Source organism: Micromonospora sp. NPDC005220, from assembly GCF_040607895.1.
Lineage (GTDB): Bacteria > Actinomycetota > Actinomycetes > Mycobacteriales > Micromonosporaceae > Micromonospora.
The window spans coordinates 24,771-37,623 of the sequence record NZ_JBEXHP010000010.1 but is presented as its reverse complement, the minus strand read 5'-3'; the positions used below and the strand labels follow the sequence as shown (position 1 = coordinate 37,623).

The 12,853-nt window shown below is 71.2% G+C and carries 17 protein-coding genes; 12 read left to right on the top strand and 5 right to left on the bottom strand.

What is annotated here, in order from left to right; all coding sequences use genetic code 11:
* Positions 1 to 8: 8 nt before the first annotated feature.
* Both ABZU52_RS06985 and ABZU52_RS06980 read right to left on the bottom strand, forming a co-directional pair.
* Complete coding sequence (locus ABZU52_RS06985; protein ID WP_354970142.1) at positions 9 to 416, bottom strand: CoA-binding protein; 408 nt, start codon at positions 414 to 416, stop codon at positions 9 to 11.
* Between the two features lie 19 nt (positions 417 to 435).
* Positions 436 to 1,482, bottom strand: coding sequence for an Rv2578c family radical SAM protein (locus ABZU52_RS06980; RefSeq protein ID WP_354970141.1), 1,047 nt, complete (start codon positions 1,480 to 1,482; stop codon positions 436 to 438).
* 93 nt (positions 1,483 to 1,575) lie between these two features.
* Here ABZU52_RS06980 and ABZU52_RS06975 point away from each other — a divergent pair, with 93 nt between their 5' ends.
* Positions 1,576 to 1,995, top strand: a complete 420-nt coding sequence (locus tag ABZU52_RS06975; RefSeq protein WP_354970140.1) for a DUF393 domain-containing protein — start codon at positions 1,576 to 1,578, stop codon at positions 1,993 to 1,995.
* Here the strand turns inward: ABZU52_RS06975 and ABZU52_RS06970 are convergent.
* The 3 genes from ABZU52_RS06970 to trxA all read right to left on the bottom strand — a co-directional run bounded on the left by ABZU52_RS06970 (position 1,959) and on the right by trxA (position 3,872).
* On the bottom strand, positions 1,959 to 2,927 hold the full coding sequence (locus ABZU52_RS06970) for an HTTM domain-containing protein (protein ID WP_354970139.1): 969 nt from the start codon (positions 2,925 to 2,927) through the stop codon (positions 1,959 to 1,961). The genes ABZU52_RS06975 and ABZU52_RS06970 overlap by 37 nt on opposite strands.
* Complete coding sequence (locus tag ABZU52_RS06965; RefSeq protein WP_354970138.1) at positions 2,924 to 3,364, bottom strand: hypothetical protein; 441 nt, start codon at positions 3,362 to 3,364, stop codon at positions 2,924 to 2,926. The genes ABZU52_RS06970 and ABZU52_RS06965 overlap by 4 nt, the downstream gene beginning before the upstream one ends.
* A gap of 145 nt (positions 3,365 to 3,509) precedes the next feature.
* Positions 3,510 to 3,872 (bottom strand): thioredoxin, encoded by a 363-nt coding sequence (trxA, locus tag ABZU52_RS06960; protein ID WP_030329190.1) that lies wholly within the window; start codon positions 3,870 to 3,872, stop codon positions 3,510 to 3,512.
* A 548-nt stretch (positions 3,873 to 4,420) separates the two neighbouring features.
* Here trxA and ABZU52_RS06955 point away from each other — a divergent pair.
* From ABZU52_RS06955 to ABZU52_RS06905, 11 genes are all read left to right on the top strand, one after another.
* Positions 4,421 to 4,936 (top strand): MaoC family dehydratase, encoded by a 516-nt coding sequence (locus ABZU52_RS06955; protein WP_030329188.1) that lies wholly within the window; start codon positions 4,421 to 4,423, stop codon positions 4,934 to 4,936.
* 93 nt (positions 4,937 to 5,029) lie between these two features.
* Complete coding sequence (locus ABZU52_RS06950; protein ID WP_354970137.1) at positions 5,030 to 5,566, top strand: hypothetical protein; 537 nt, start codon at positions 5,030 to 5,032, stop codon at positions 5,564 to 5,566.
* Between the two features lie 51 nt (positions 5,567 to 5,617).
* On the top strand, positions 5,618 to 6,241 hold the full coding sequence (locus tag ABZU52_RS06945; RefSeq protein WP_354970226.1) for an RNA methyltransferase: 624 nt from the start codon (positions 5,618 to 5,620) through the stop codon (positions 6,239 to 6,241).
* Between the two features lie 11 nt (positions 6,242 to 6,252).
* Positions 6,253 to 6,999 carry a DUF6758 family protein gene (locus tag ABZU52_RS06940; protein WP_354970136.1) on the top strand — a complete coding sequence of 249 codons (747 nt, stop codon included), beginning with the start codon at positions 6,253 to 6,255 and terminating at the stop codon, positions 6,997 to 6,999.
* Between the two features lie 116 nt (positions 7,000 to 7,115).
* Positions 7,116 to 7,274 carry a hypothetical protein gene (locus ABZU52_RS06935; RefSeq protein ID WP_007455302.1) on the top strand — a complete coding sequence of 53 codons (159 nt, stop codon included), beginning with the start codon at positions 7,116 to 7,118 and terminating at the stop codon, positions 7,272 to 7,274.
* Between the two features lie 6 nt (positions 7,275 to 7,280).
* Positions 7,281 to 8,156 (top strand): PH domain-containing protein, encoded by an 876-nt coding sequence (locus ABZU52_RS06930; protein ID WP_354970135.1) that lies wholly within the window; start codon positions 7,281 to 7,283, stop codon positions 8,154 to 8,156.
* Positions 8,157 to 8,259: 103 nt separating this feature from the next.
* The gene (locus ABZU52_RS06925) at positions 8,260 to 9,033 is read left to right on the top strand and encodes a SigE family RNA polymerase sigma factor (protein ID WP_354970134.1); all 774 of its coding nucleotides are present in this window, start codon (positions 8,260 to 8,262) and stop codon (positions 9,031 to 9,033) included.
* 83 nt (positions 9,034 to 9,116) lie between these two features.
* The gene (locus tag ABZU52_RS06920; protein WP_354970133.1) at positions 9,117 to 10,292 is read left to right on the top strand and encodes a hypothetical protein; all 1,176 of its coding nucleotides are present in this window, start codon (positions 9,117 to 9,119) and stop codon (positions 10,290 to 10,292) included.
* Positions 10,293 to 10,354: 62 nt separating this feature from the next.
* The gene (locus ABZU52_RS06915; RefSeq protein ID WP_354970132.1) at positions 10,355 to 11,227 is read left to right on the top strand and encodes a PHP domain-containing protein; all 873 of its coding nucleotides are present in this window, start codon (positions 10,355 to 10,357) and stop codon (positions 11,225 to 11,227) included.
* A gap of 41 nt (positions 11,228 to 11,268) precedes the next feature.
* The gene (locus tag ABZU52_RS06910) at positions 11,269 to 11,883 is read left to right on the top strand and encodes a MarC family protein (RefSeq protein ID WP_354970131.1); all 615 of its coding nucleotides are present in this window, start codon (positions 11,269 to 11,271) and stop codon (positions 11,881 to 11,883) included.
* Between the two features lie 42 nt (positions 11,884 to 11,925).
* Positions 11,926 to 12,846, top strand: coding sequence for a PD-(D/E)XK nuclease family protein (locus tag ABZU52_RS06905; protein WP_354970130.1), 921 nt, complete (start codon positions 11,926 to 11,928; stop codon positions 12,844 to 12,846).
* Positions 12,847 to 12,853: the final 7 nt, after the last annotated feature.

Below are 12,853 nucleotides of genomic sequence, written 5' to 3'. Positions count from 1 at the left end.
CGGGTGGGTTAGGGCAGGCGGGTCAGGTTGGCGGCGGCGCGTTCGACGATGAGGCAGCGGTCCTCGACGTAGTCCATGCCGGCCTCCTCGGCGATCCGCCGCGCCTCGGCCGAGACGATCCCCAGTTGCAGCCAGACCGCGGGGGCGCCGATCGCCGCCGCGTCCCGGACCACCTGCACGGCGTCGGCCGCCGGCCGGAACACGTCCACCAGGTCGACGGGGTGCGGGATGTCGGCGAGGGTCTTGTAGGCCCGTTCCCCGAACAGTTCGTCGACCGTCGGGTTGACCGGGATGATGCGCCAGCCGTACTGCTGCATCTGCAACGGCACGCCGTGCGCGGCCTTCAACGGGTCGCGGGACGCGCCCACGACGGCGATCACGGCGGAGTCGGCGAGGATCTGCTGAGCGGTACGCACCCGCCGACTGTAGCTCCGACTACAGCAGTGTCAGCTGCTCGGCTGCCGGCGGCGGCGGTGGCTCGGGCAGGCTGCGGTTGTCGCCCCGCTCGCCGCGGTGCAGCCCGTGCCGGCGGGCGGCGATCCGAACCCGCGCGGTCAACTCCCGCTGGTACGCCTGCGGGGCGTACGCGCCGGCCCGGTAGAGCTCGCGGTAGCGGGGCACCAGGTGCGGGTGCTCGCGGGCGAGCCAGTGCGCGTACCACTCCCGGGCGCCGGGGCGCAGGTGCAGGGGCAGGGCGGTCACGCTTGTCGCACCGGCGGCGGCGATCGCCGACACCGTGGCCTCGATCGACTCGTCGCTGTCGCTGAGGCCGGGCAGGATCGGGGCCATCAGCACCCCGACGGAGAAGCCGGCGTCGGCGAGCGCCCGGACCGCGTCCAGTCGGCGGCGTGGGTGCGGGGTGCCCGGCTCGACGGTGCGCCAGAGGTGCTCGTCGACAAACCCCACCGAGAAGGAGATGCCCACCGTGGTCACCTCGGCCGCCTCGCGCAGCAGCGGCAGGTCGCGCAGGATCAGCGTGCCCTTGGTGAGGATCGAGAACGGGTTGGCGAAGTCCCGCAAGGCGGCGATGATCTGCGGCATCAGCCGGTAGCGGCCCTCGGCGCGCTGGTAGCAGTCCACGTTGGTGCCCATCGCCACGTGCGCGCCCCGCCAGCGCGGCGCGGCCAGCTCTCGCCGGACCAGCTCGCCGGCGTTGACCTTGACGATCACCTTCCGGTCGAAGTCCGCACCGGCATCGAGATCGAGGTAGGTGTGAGTATTTCTCGCAAAACAATATCGACATGCATGACTGCACCCTCGGTACGGGTTGATCGTCCACTCGAACGGGACGCGGGACTGCCCGGGCACCCGGTTGAGGATGGACCTGGCCTGCACCTCGTAGAAGGTCATCCCGGCGAACTCGGGGGTGTCGAAGGTGCGGGCGACGGCGCCGGGCAGCGCCAGCGGCAGGGGTGGCGTCGCTGGCGCTGCCCGCTCGGGGTCTCCCTCAACCGGGGGAGCGGCGAGGTTCTCCCAGCGCATGGGCATTATTCGAACACGTGTACGAGGCGAGCGCAAGTGACCCGCCGTACACCGGTGGGCGTCCGGGTGGTCGCAGAGAGGAGGATGAACACCATGAAGACGTCGACCTTCGTCTACGACGGGGACTGCGCGTTCTGCACGAGCTGTGCGGAGTTCATCGAGCGCCGCATCCCCACCGCCGCGCGGGTGGTTCCCTGGCAGTTCGCGGACCTGGACGCACTAGGCCTCACCGTGGCCGAGTGCGAGGAGGCCGTGCAGTGGGTCGGCGCGGACGGCTCCCGCGCGGCGGGCCCGGACGCGATCGCGAAGCTGCTCGCCGCGAGTGGTCCGCTCTGGCGGGTCGCCGGTGCCGGCCTGCAGTTTCCTCCGGTACGCGCTGCCGCCTGGCCGTTGTACCGCTGGGTGGCGCGCAACCGGCACCGACTCCCCGGTGGCACCGCGGCCTGCTCCCTGCCGCAGGAGGCCCGGGAGCGGCTCTACGGGCCGGCCGGTCGCCCGACCACGGGAGCCTGATCGTCGAGGGCCCGCTCCGCGCCGGCTCCCACCGGGCCCTGGCCAGGTGGCACCGCGTCGGCGTCCGTCGGGTCCGCTGAAGGAACGTCGGTCGCTGACGCGGGAGTGGCGCGGCCGATGAGCCGGCGTGCCCAGACCAGCGGGCGTACCCGCTCCAGCGGTAGGAAGCTGGTCATCGCGGCCAGGTGCGGCGCGAACGAGATCGTGATGGTCGCGATGGTGGCCGCATGGAACGAGTAGAAGAAGCCGACCATGGCGAGTCGCCAGCGGGGTGGCAGCAGGAAGACCACCGGGCTCATCAGTTCGAACGCCACGATGCCTAACTGGGCGACGATCAGCAGGTGCGGCACCTGGGCGATCAGGTCCGCCAGGTCGGTGCCGCGCCGGATGATCGCGCGGGCCAGCACCGAGCCGGTCAGCCAGTCCAGACCGCCGAAGCGCAGCTTGGCGAAAGCGGCCAGGAAGTACGTGCAGATCACCGCGATCTGGGTGACGCGCAGGGCCCAGCCACCGGCCTCGGTGCGGGTGGTGTCGCCGTGTCGGGCGCGACCGGCGGTGGGCAGCACGGCCAGAGCGACGAGCAGCCCGAACCGGTCGTGGTCGACCTTCCCGTAGCTCATGGCGATGATCATCCACTCCAGGTACAGCGCGCACACCGCCCAGCCGAGCAGGCGGGGCGCCCGTCCGGTGGCGGCGAGGAGGGCGAGCAGCAGCAGCGCCCAGAAGATCACCGCCACCAGCGTCGCGGTCGGCGTCGGCAGTGGGAGTAGGCGGCCGATCAGGAGCGGCTGGTACAGGTCGCCGGGCACGCTGACCCGGGTGCGTACCCAGGGGGTGAAGATCACCAGATCGGCGGCTACGAACAGGTAGATCAGGGTGCGGAAGGCGGCCACCCGGCCCCGGGGTACGGCCTCGGTCAGCCAGCGGCTCATCGGGTGGCCTGCCAGCGGACGACGGTCTGGTCGGTGTGTCGGCCGGTCGGTCGGCCGCCCTGGATGTCGTGCCAGCGGATGACGATGCGGACCTCGACCAGCGCGGGGGCGTCCGGGTGGCGTTCGGCGTACGCGTCGGCGACCTCGGTGAGCAGCGTCGGGTCGGCGGCGTATCGGGCCTGTTGACCCTCGATCTCGGCGCGGCGGATGCCGGTCGCGTTCTGGTCGAGGTCGATCACCGCCCCGGAGCTGTTCACCCCCTCGACGCGGGTGTCGGGCGCGGGTGCGTTCGGCGGGTTGGAGGTGGAGTACATCCGGAACGGGCCGAACGGGAAGTCGTCGTCGCTGCCCCAGAAGGTGCCGACGACGAGCAGGACGAGGCCGAGTGCGGTCGCGCCCAGTCGGGTCACGCGCCCGCGGGTGGTCAGGTTCTCCATCGGGTCGTGACGATACGGGATGTACCGGCTGTGTCGGGTCCCTCCGACGGCCAGTTCGGCCTGCCCGGGAAGGTGATCATGCGGGTGGTACGACGAAGGCCGGGCCCGTGTCGGGCCCGGCCTCGCGTGTCGTCAGGTGGACGACTCAGTGGTTGTGCTCGGCCAGCTGCTTGCGGACGTCGTCCATGTCCAGCGCCTCGACCTGCTCGATCAGGTTCTCGAGCGCGGACTCGGGAAGGGCGCCCGGCTGGGCGAAGACGATGACGCCGTCCCGGATCGCCATGATCGTCGGGATCGACCGAATGTCGAACTTCGCGCCCAGCTCCTGCTGAGCCTCAGTGTCGACCTTGCCGAAGACGATGTTCTGGTGCTTCTCCGAGGAGCGCTCGTAGACCGGGGCGAACCGCTTGCACGGACCACACCAGTCGGCCCAGAAGTCGACCAGGACGATGCCGTCGTTGCCGGTCACCTCGTCGAAGTTCGCCGAGGTCAGCTCAACGGTTGCCATTGCACTCTCCGATCACCGCGGTTTATCTACGTCCCGTAGAACCAGGGCTGACCGTATCGAATTCCCGGGGGGTGGGGCACGAAACGTGCGCCGGGCTGCCGAGGGGTGCCGCCGGTCATCGACACACGTCTGTTCACACCCGACCTGCGGAACGCAAGTGCACGACGCACTTGCGTGACCTGCCGTGATGGGAGCGTTTCCAAAGAGATCCACCCGATTGAGCTATACGAATCGGTAACTTGGGCATTGACAAGGAGGTATCCGGCCTGCAGAGATCGCTGATCAACCTCCGTCTCATCACGGAGAGTAATGTTACAAAAAGATAAATGTGACCACGATCTCTGTTGAACCTACGCGGGCGTAGGGCAGAATTCCTCACATCAGAGCGTGGGCGGCGGGTGCCGGGGAGGGCCCCGCCGCTCATTGCGTCTCCCCCCAGGTGAGTGACCGGTGTGACATTTCCGCCGTCATCGCGCCCCGCCGGTTGCCTTAACCATCGGTAAGGCATGCTGTGCCGAACTCCATCGCCGCCCGTCGAAGGGACCAGCATGCAGTTCGGTCGCTACTACGAGGAGTTCGAGGTCGGCGCGGTCTACCGGCACTGGCCGGGCAAGACCGTGACCGAGTACGACGACCACCTCTTCTGCCTGCTCACCATGAACCACCACCCGCTGCACATGGACGCGCACTACGCCGCCACGGCCAGCCAGTTCAAGCGCAACGTCGTGGTCGGCAACTACATCTACTCGCTGCTGCTCGGCATGTCGGTGCCCGATGTTAGCGGCAAGGCGATCGCCAACCTGGAGGTCGAGTCGCTGCGGCACGTCGCGCCGACCTTCCACGGCGACACCATCTACGGCGAGACCACGGTGCTGGACAAGCGTGAGTCCGGCTCGAAACCCGACCGGGGCGTGGTGTCGGTGGAGACTCGCGGCTACAACCAGGACGGCACCATGGTCTGCGTCTTCCGGCGCAAGGTCATGGTCCCCAAGCGGGAGTACGCGGAAGCTGCGGTGCCAGACGGAGTGGATCCGGAGCGGCCCAGCTTCCCCGAGCCGCGCTGACCGTCGCGGCTGGCTCGACCGTCGAGGAACACCGGGCTCCTTCCCCAGTCGCGGGTCTGCTGGGGAAGGGGCCCCGTTCCCGTTCCGGGGCATATGCTGACGCCGGAGGTTCCGATGAGCCACTCCGTCGCCGGAGAGCCGCCCTCTGCCGGCCGCCGAGCCGTACCCTTGACCACCGCTGTCTACTCCGCCGCCGAGTGGGACCTGCTCACCAGCCTGCCCGGTCGGGTTCTGGTGGCCGCCGCGGCTCCCGGGCCTGGCCGGACGGAGCGTGGGGTCATGGCGAGCCTGGCCGGCCTGGATGCCGTGGCCGCGGGCCGAGCCTCCGACAGCGACCTGGTCCGCGCGGTGGTCGCCACGATCTACGCCCGCCACGACGGCACCCCGCAACCCGCCGAGCGGCTCACCGACCTGGTGGACCTGCTGGCCGCCTGTCGGGCGGCGAGCCGGGTCCTCCGGCGGCGGGCCGACCCCGCCGACTCGGCGGCGTACCGCCAGTGGGTGCAGTCGGTCGCGGCCCGGGTCTGTCGCGCGGTGCCCGGCACCGGCGCGCGCCGGATGGACCCACCGGCCAGCCCGGCCGACCGGCGCTTCCTGGACCGGCTCGGTGCCGCCCTGGATCTGGGCTGACCGGCAGGTCGCCGCGCCGGGCGCCGACGTGGCCCGTACCCTCTGATGACCGTGACCGACGACCAGCTTGAGGTGGGCGTGGGCCCCTGGCCGGGGGACCCACCGGACGACAGCCGTTACGACCCGCAGCTGCTGGCGGAGGGGGACCGGCGCAACGTCGTCGACCGCTACCGCTACTGGCGGCACGAGGCGATCGTCGCCGACCTGGACCGCCACCGGCACAGCTTTCACGTCGCGATCGAGAACTGGCAGCACGACTTCAACATCGGCACTGTGGTGCGCAACGCCAACGCGTTCAACGCCGCCGAGGTGCACATCGTCGGACGGCGCCGGTGGAACCGGCGCGGCGCGATGGTGACCGATCGGTACCAGCACGTACGGCACCACGAGACGATCGAGGAGTTCGTCGCCTGGGCGGCCGAGCGGCAGCTGCCGGTGTTCGGCATCGACAACCTGCCCGGGTCACGTCCGCTGGAGACCGGCACCCTGCCGCGGGACTGCGTGTTGCTGTTCGGCCAGGAGGGGCCGGGCCTCTCCGCGCCGGCCCGCGCCGCGTGCGACCAGCTCTACTCCATCGCCCAGTACGGCTCGACGAGGTCGATCAACGCGGGCGTGGCCAGCGGAATCGCGATGCACGCCTGGATCCGGGCGCACGCCGACCCGCCGCCGGACTGACCCCCGTCCGGGTGCCGAATCGGACGTTCCGACTTGACGTGCCGGCGGTCCGGGGAGACGGTGGGGATGTGAGTGTCGCGGTGAGTTGTCCGAGATGCGGGGGCCCGGTACGGGCGCCGGATCTGATGAACACCGACTCCATTTGTGTGCGCTGCGGCCCGGTGCCGCCGTTGCACGTGCCCGAGCACATCGGAGCGGAGATCGTCGCGAGCGTGGTGGCGCGGATCACCGCGACCGCCGACGCGCCGGTGACGCCGTTGTGGTGTCCGTGGCCGCTGCCACCCGGTTGGACACTCACCGGCGTGGCGTACGCCGGGGACGACCGGACCGGAGTGCGGGCGACCGCGGTGGCCTGCGCGGGCCCGGCGCCACTCGGCGGTGGTCCGGCCGATCTGGTCTTCGTGGCCGAGGAACCCGGTGTCGGCCTGGGCACCCGACTCGCCGGGCTGACCGGCCCGGATCCGGGACCGGAGTTGGTCGACGCGCTGACCGACCCGGGGCTGGCTCACCCTGACCACGTCGGACCGGCAAAGATCAAGGTCGGCGGGCACCCCACTCCACTGTGGTTGGTGAAATCTCCAACGGATCGAAGCGCGTACGCGGGCGAGGCTCGGGGAATGTGGCTCCATGCGATAGCCTGGCCGGCGAGTGCGGGTCACCTGCTCGCGGAAGATGTCGTGCTACACGACCTGACCGAGTGGACTCCGCCCGAGCTCGTGTACGGCGCACGGTCCCCGTATCTACCCGGGAGAGCTTGACAACTCTCCCGGATTGACGGAGAACGGACGCAGATATTCACTGTACGACACCACACTGATACTCTGGGTGCCGCTGCGGTAATGGGACCCGGCGCCGCGCGAGAGGATGGCCCGCCATGGTCAAGAAGGTCCTCACCTGGGCCGGAATCGCATTCTTGATCTTCTTCGTCGCCTACCGGCCAAACTCGGCGGCGGACGTGTTCAAGTCGCTCGGCGGCGGGATCATGGATATCGCCCAGGGGTTTGGCGACTTCTTCACCAGCCTCGTCGCCTAGCCGCCGATGGGCAGCCCCTCCGGTCCACCCTTCGACCCGGACGACCCCGACCGGGAACGCCGCGAGCGTGACACCGAGCCGATTCCGCGGATCGGGCCTGATGACGGCCCGGGCTACGGGGCCGGGCCCAGCCTGTCCGACGGTCCGTCCCTTTCGGACGACGTCGGCTATGGCGACGGGCCCGGCTATGCCGGCCAGGGGCGTTCCGGCCGGGCGTGGATCCGTGATCCGGAGGCCGGCTACCAGCCGCCGCAGATCTCCGAGGACGAGCTGGCCGGGTTGCGTGCCGACGCGACCGGCTCGACCCCACGGCGGGTGCTGCCACTGGAAGACGAGCCCAGCTCGTTGGTGGCCCGCTACCTCTTCCCCACCGAGCGCTACCGGGGTGAGTGGAAGCGGCACTGGATTCACCTCACCACCCCGATCTTGATCGGCATCGCGGCGACCTTCGTGCTCGGCTACCTCTCCGGCTTTCTCGCCGGCCAGAACGTCGGGGCGCTGACCACCATCGCCGTGCTGCTCTGGTTCGCGGTGATGGGCTGGGTGGCGTGGAGGATCGCGGACTGGTGGTACGACCGGTTCATCCTGACCAACAAGCGGGTCATGGTGGTCAACGGCATCATCACCCGCCAGGTCGCCATGATGCCGCTGGTCCGGGTGACCGACATGAAGTACGAGCAGACGCCCACCGGCCGGGCGCTCAACTACGGCACCTTCGTGCTGGAGTCCGCCGGCCAGGAGCAGGCGCTCCGCGAGATCAAGAATCTGCCCAACCCGAACGAGCTCTACCTGCGTGTGGTCGAAGAGATGTACGAGCCGCAGGCGGTCGAGGCCCGGCTCGGCAAGGAGGCCGACGAGGCCAAGGCCGACGACGGCGCGTGAAGGTTTTCGACCGAACATCGGAGCAAGTGCGCACCTTTCGTCATGGACCAGGCCGTCTCTGACGTGGCACTCTGCCAGGACGGCAGGGGCGTGGAGGTGGGCGGTGGCGAGCAGGGACTCGTTGGAGGAGCAGTTCCGCGAGTTCGTCGCGGCCCGCTCCGCCGCGCTCCTACGCACCGCCTACCTGCTCACCGGGGACTGGGCCACGGCCGAGGACCTGCTCCAGACGGCGCTGACCAAGACCTACCTGGCGTGGAAGCGGCTCGGCGGAATCGAAGCGGTCGAGCCGTACGCCCGGCGGGTGATGGTCAACACGTCGACCAGTTGGTGGCGGCGACGCTGGCACGGCGAACGCCCCACCGAGGTGCTGCCCGAGCGGGCCGGTGTCGACGAGATCGAGCGGCAACTTGACCGTGACCTGCTCTGGCGGCATCTCCGGGAATTGCCCAACCGGCAGCGGGCAGTGCTGGTGCTGCGCTACTACGAGGACATGTCGGAGGCGCAGACCGCCGCGCTGCTGGACATTTCACCGGGCACGGTGAAGAGCCAGACGTCCCGGGCACTCGCCACGCTGCGTCGGCGATTGGGCGCGGACGCACCGGACCTAGCCGGCACCGCCGGCCGGTCGGCCGCTACCGCCGGCGGATCGGCCGCGACCGGTGCCACCGGCCGGACGACGGGCGTGGGTTCCCGGGCCGGCCAGGCCCCGGTCACCGGTGCCACTGCCAGACCCACGCCGGGGCGGGTGGCTGGCCACCCGGTGCCCCGACCGGCCGCGCCCCGCCCCGCCGTGCCGCGCTCGGTCACCCCGCAGGTCGTGCTGCCCACCGCCCCGGCGGCCGTGCCCGTCGGCACAGCCTCCGGGGAGCAGCAGTGAGAGAGTTCCCAGGCCCTCGCGACAACCTGACAAACGGTCCGCCGCGTTCATACCAGGTGCGGCCTGACGAGCTGGAAGGTGCGGTGCGGGAGACCCTCTCGCACCGGGTCGCGCTTGCCCGCCCACTGAGCGTCGATCCGGCCGGCCAGGCCATCCGCCGCGCGAACCGGATCCGGCGCCGCCGCACCGTGACCGGTCTCGCCCTCGCGGCGGTCACCACCGTGCTGCTCAGCGCCGGCATGGCCCAACTCGGTGCCGAGACCAGTCGGGACGGGTCACCCATCGTGGTGATCGGCGACCCGGACCCGGCCAACCGGCCGCTGCCGACGGCAAGCATCCCCGGCCCCGGCCCCTCGCCCGAGACGTCGACCGCTCCTCTCGCCAGCGAGACGCTGGTCGACGCCGACGGGCGGCGGCTGGTGCTGCCCGACGTCGGGCCGGCCGAACGCGCCCAGCCCCTGCCCAACGGCGGCGGTTGGCTGGTGGTCGGCGCGCCGAGCACCGCGGGGCGCTCCCTGTGGGTGGTGCAGAACGACGGCCTGGTGCAGGTGCTGCTGGCCGGCGCGGGCGCGATCGTGCTGGCCCCGGACAGCCTCCAGGTCGCCTGGCGCGACGGGGACGATCTGCTAATGGCGGGCGTGGTCGGCACCCAACTCATCGGGGCGGTGCGCACTCCGGTGCCCACGACGGCGGAGCCCGTCCGGTTCATCGCCGACAGCGTGCTGGTCCGACTCGACCCGGCCGGCGCCGGTCACACCCTCTGGCGGCCCGGTGCGGGGCCGTTGCCGGAGGCCATCGATCAGCAGAGCCTGCACGTCTACGGGCTGCTACCCGACGGACGGCTGGTCGGCCAGGTCGCCACGACCGACCCGGGCCGGACCTGCCTCGCCGTACTCGCTCCGACCCGTGAGCTGAACCCGGTACGCACCGGCTGCGGACCAGAGCTGAGCCAGGACGGCGTCGGCGGGGTCTCGCCGGACGGACGCTGGCTGCTGGTCAACGGGGAAGTCGGCAAGACCGACCGGTCCCTGCTGGTCGACCTCCAGCGGCTTGGGCCGGGCGCGACCGCCATCGCGGCCGGGCCGCCGATGACCGGGGCGATCGTCTGGAGCACCGGGACCCGCGCCTCCTACCTCGACGACAACAGCGAACTGGTCCGGGTCGACGTCGGCCAGGTACGGGCCGGAAAGCCTGCCAGCCCGGCTGCGGTGCCCGGCGTGCCCGCCGGAGAGCGGCCGATCCTGGTGACGGGCTTCTGATCCCCGGTGACCTGGGCGGCCCATGTGAACCGGGCTCACTGATTCCTCGGTAGCGTCGGGCGGTGACCTCGCGTACCGGTTCCGCCCCCCGGATCGACCTGCACACCCACTCGACGGCCAGCGATGGCACGCTGACCCCGGCCGAGCTGGTCGGCGCGGCCTTCGACGCCGGGCTGGATGTGCTGGCGATCACCGACCACGACACCACAGCCGGCTGGGCGCCGGCCGTGGACGCGTTGCCGCCAGGTCTGCGTCTGGTCCGGGGTGCGGAATTGTCCTGCCGTTGGTCCGGAGGGCAGCCGGCGGTGCCGCTGCACCTGCTCGCGTACCTGTTCGACCCGGACCACCCGGAGTTGGTGGCCGAGCTGGCTCGGGTCCGGGCCGCCCGGGAGGAGCGCGGCGAACGGATGGTCGATCTCCTGCGGGCCGACGGCCTCGACGTGAACTGGCCGGACATCCTGGCCGGCGCGGGCGGCGGCACGGTGGGGCGCCCGCACATCGCGCAGGCGCTCATCCGCGCCGGCCTGGTCGACAGCGTCCGGGAGGCGTTCGGCCCGGACTGGCTGGGCGAGCGGTACCGGCTACCCAAGGAGGACATCGACGTGTTCCGGGCCGTTCGACTGGTCCGGGCGGCCGGAGGTGTGCCGGTCTTCGCCCACCCGCGGGCCACCCGACGTGGCCGGGTGGTGCCCGACGAGCTGATCGCCGAGCTGGCCGCCGCCGGGCTCGCCGGGCTCGAGGTCGACCACGAGGACCACAGCCCGGCCGAGCGGGAACACGTCCGGGCGCTCGCCGGCGAGCTGGGCCTGCTCGTCACCGGCTCCTCGGATTTTCACGGCACCCACAAGACCGTTCAGCTCGGCGCGTTCAGCACCAGCGTCGAGGCGTACGAACGGATCGTCGCCGACGGGGTGACCGAGGTCGCTTCGGGCTGATCCGGGTATTTCGCCCATCGCGGCGCGGCTAGGTTGATCACGTGGATCTGAAGCTGTTCGGCGAGGTTTTCGTGACCCTGCTGGTGATCACCGACCCGCCGGGCATGATGCCGATCTTCCTGGCGCTGACCGGCCCGCTGCCCGCCCGCGACCGCCACCGGGCAGCCTGGCAGGCCGTCGCGTTGGCGCTCGGCGTCATCGTGATCTTCGCGGTGGCGGGGCAGACCCTGCTCGCCTATCTGCACGTGGACCTGCCGGCGTTGCAGGCGGCCGGTGGACTGCTGCTCGTACTCGTCGCCCTGGAGCTGCTCACCGGCAAAGCCGACGACCCGAGCCAGCAGGTCACCTCCAACATCGCGCTGGTGCCGCTGGGCACGCCGCTGCTGGCCGGCCCAGGTGCCATCGTGGCCACCATGCTCTTCGTCCAGCAGGCCGACGGGCTAAAAGAGTTCACCGCCATCGCCGTGGCCATCCTCGCCGTGATGGTCGCCGTCTGGATCGTCCTGCGCTTCTCCGGCGGCATCGTGAAGATCCTCCGGCCGGGCGGCATCGAGGTGCTGACCCGAATCGCCGGCCTGCTGCTGGCCGCGATCGCCGTGCAGCTCATCGCCGACGCGGTGGCCGCCTTCGTCACGCAGTACGTCAACATGGCCTGACGCCCGCGCGCGATGTCGGGGGTGGATGGCAGGATCGCAGGCGTGCGACGATCCTCATCAGCGGGAAGGCCGGCGGCCGGCGGCCGGGCCCCTCGGCAGCGCGCCGGCGACGCCGAGCAGCTCGGCTTCGAGGGCATGCCGGAACGGCTGTTCGTCTGCACCCCGAGCAAGCTTGCCTCGTACGCGGACTGCCCGCGTCGCTACCGCTACTCCTACGTCGATCGGCCCGCCCCACCCAAGGGCCCGCCGTGGGCGCACAACTCGCTCGGCGCCAGCGTGCACACCGCCCTGAAAAACTGGTATGCGCTGCCCGCCGACCGGCGCCGCCCCGAGGCGCTGGCCACGCTGCTCAAGGGCACCTGGGTCCGCGAGGGCTACCGCGACGACGAGCAGGAGCGGGCCGCCTACCGGCGGGCATTGGGCTGGCTGGAGGCGTACGTCGAGACGCTGGAGCCGGATTCCGACCCGCTCGGCGTGGAGCGGGTGGTGGCGGTCAAGACCGCGGTGTTGGCGTTCAACGGTCGCGCCGACCGGATCGACTCGCGGCCCGGGCCGGACGGGCCGGAGCTGGTCATCGTCGACTACAAGACCGGTCGCACCGGCCTCGACACGGACGACGCCCGGGGCTCACAGGCGCTGGCGCTCTACGCGTACGCCGCCGAACGGGTGTTCCGTCGGCCGTGCCGCCGGGTGGAGCTGCACCACCTGCCGACCGGCACGGTCGCCGGCCACGACCACACCGTCGAGTCGCTGGCCCGACAACTGACCCGCGCGGAAGAGACAGCCCGCGACATCATGGCCGCCGAACGGGCGGTCGCCGACGGTGCCGACGCGGACGAGGCCTTTCCGGTGGCGCCCAGCCCGCGCTGTGGCTGGTGCGACTTCCGGCGGCACTGCCCGGCGGGCGCGCAGGCCCCGGGCAAGGAGCCGTGGGCGGCCATGGACCGGCCCGCCGACGGTTGATCTCCCT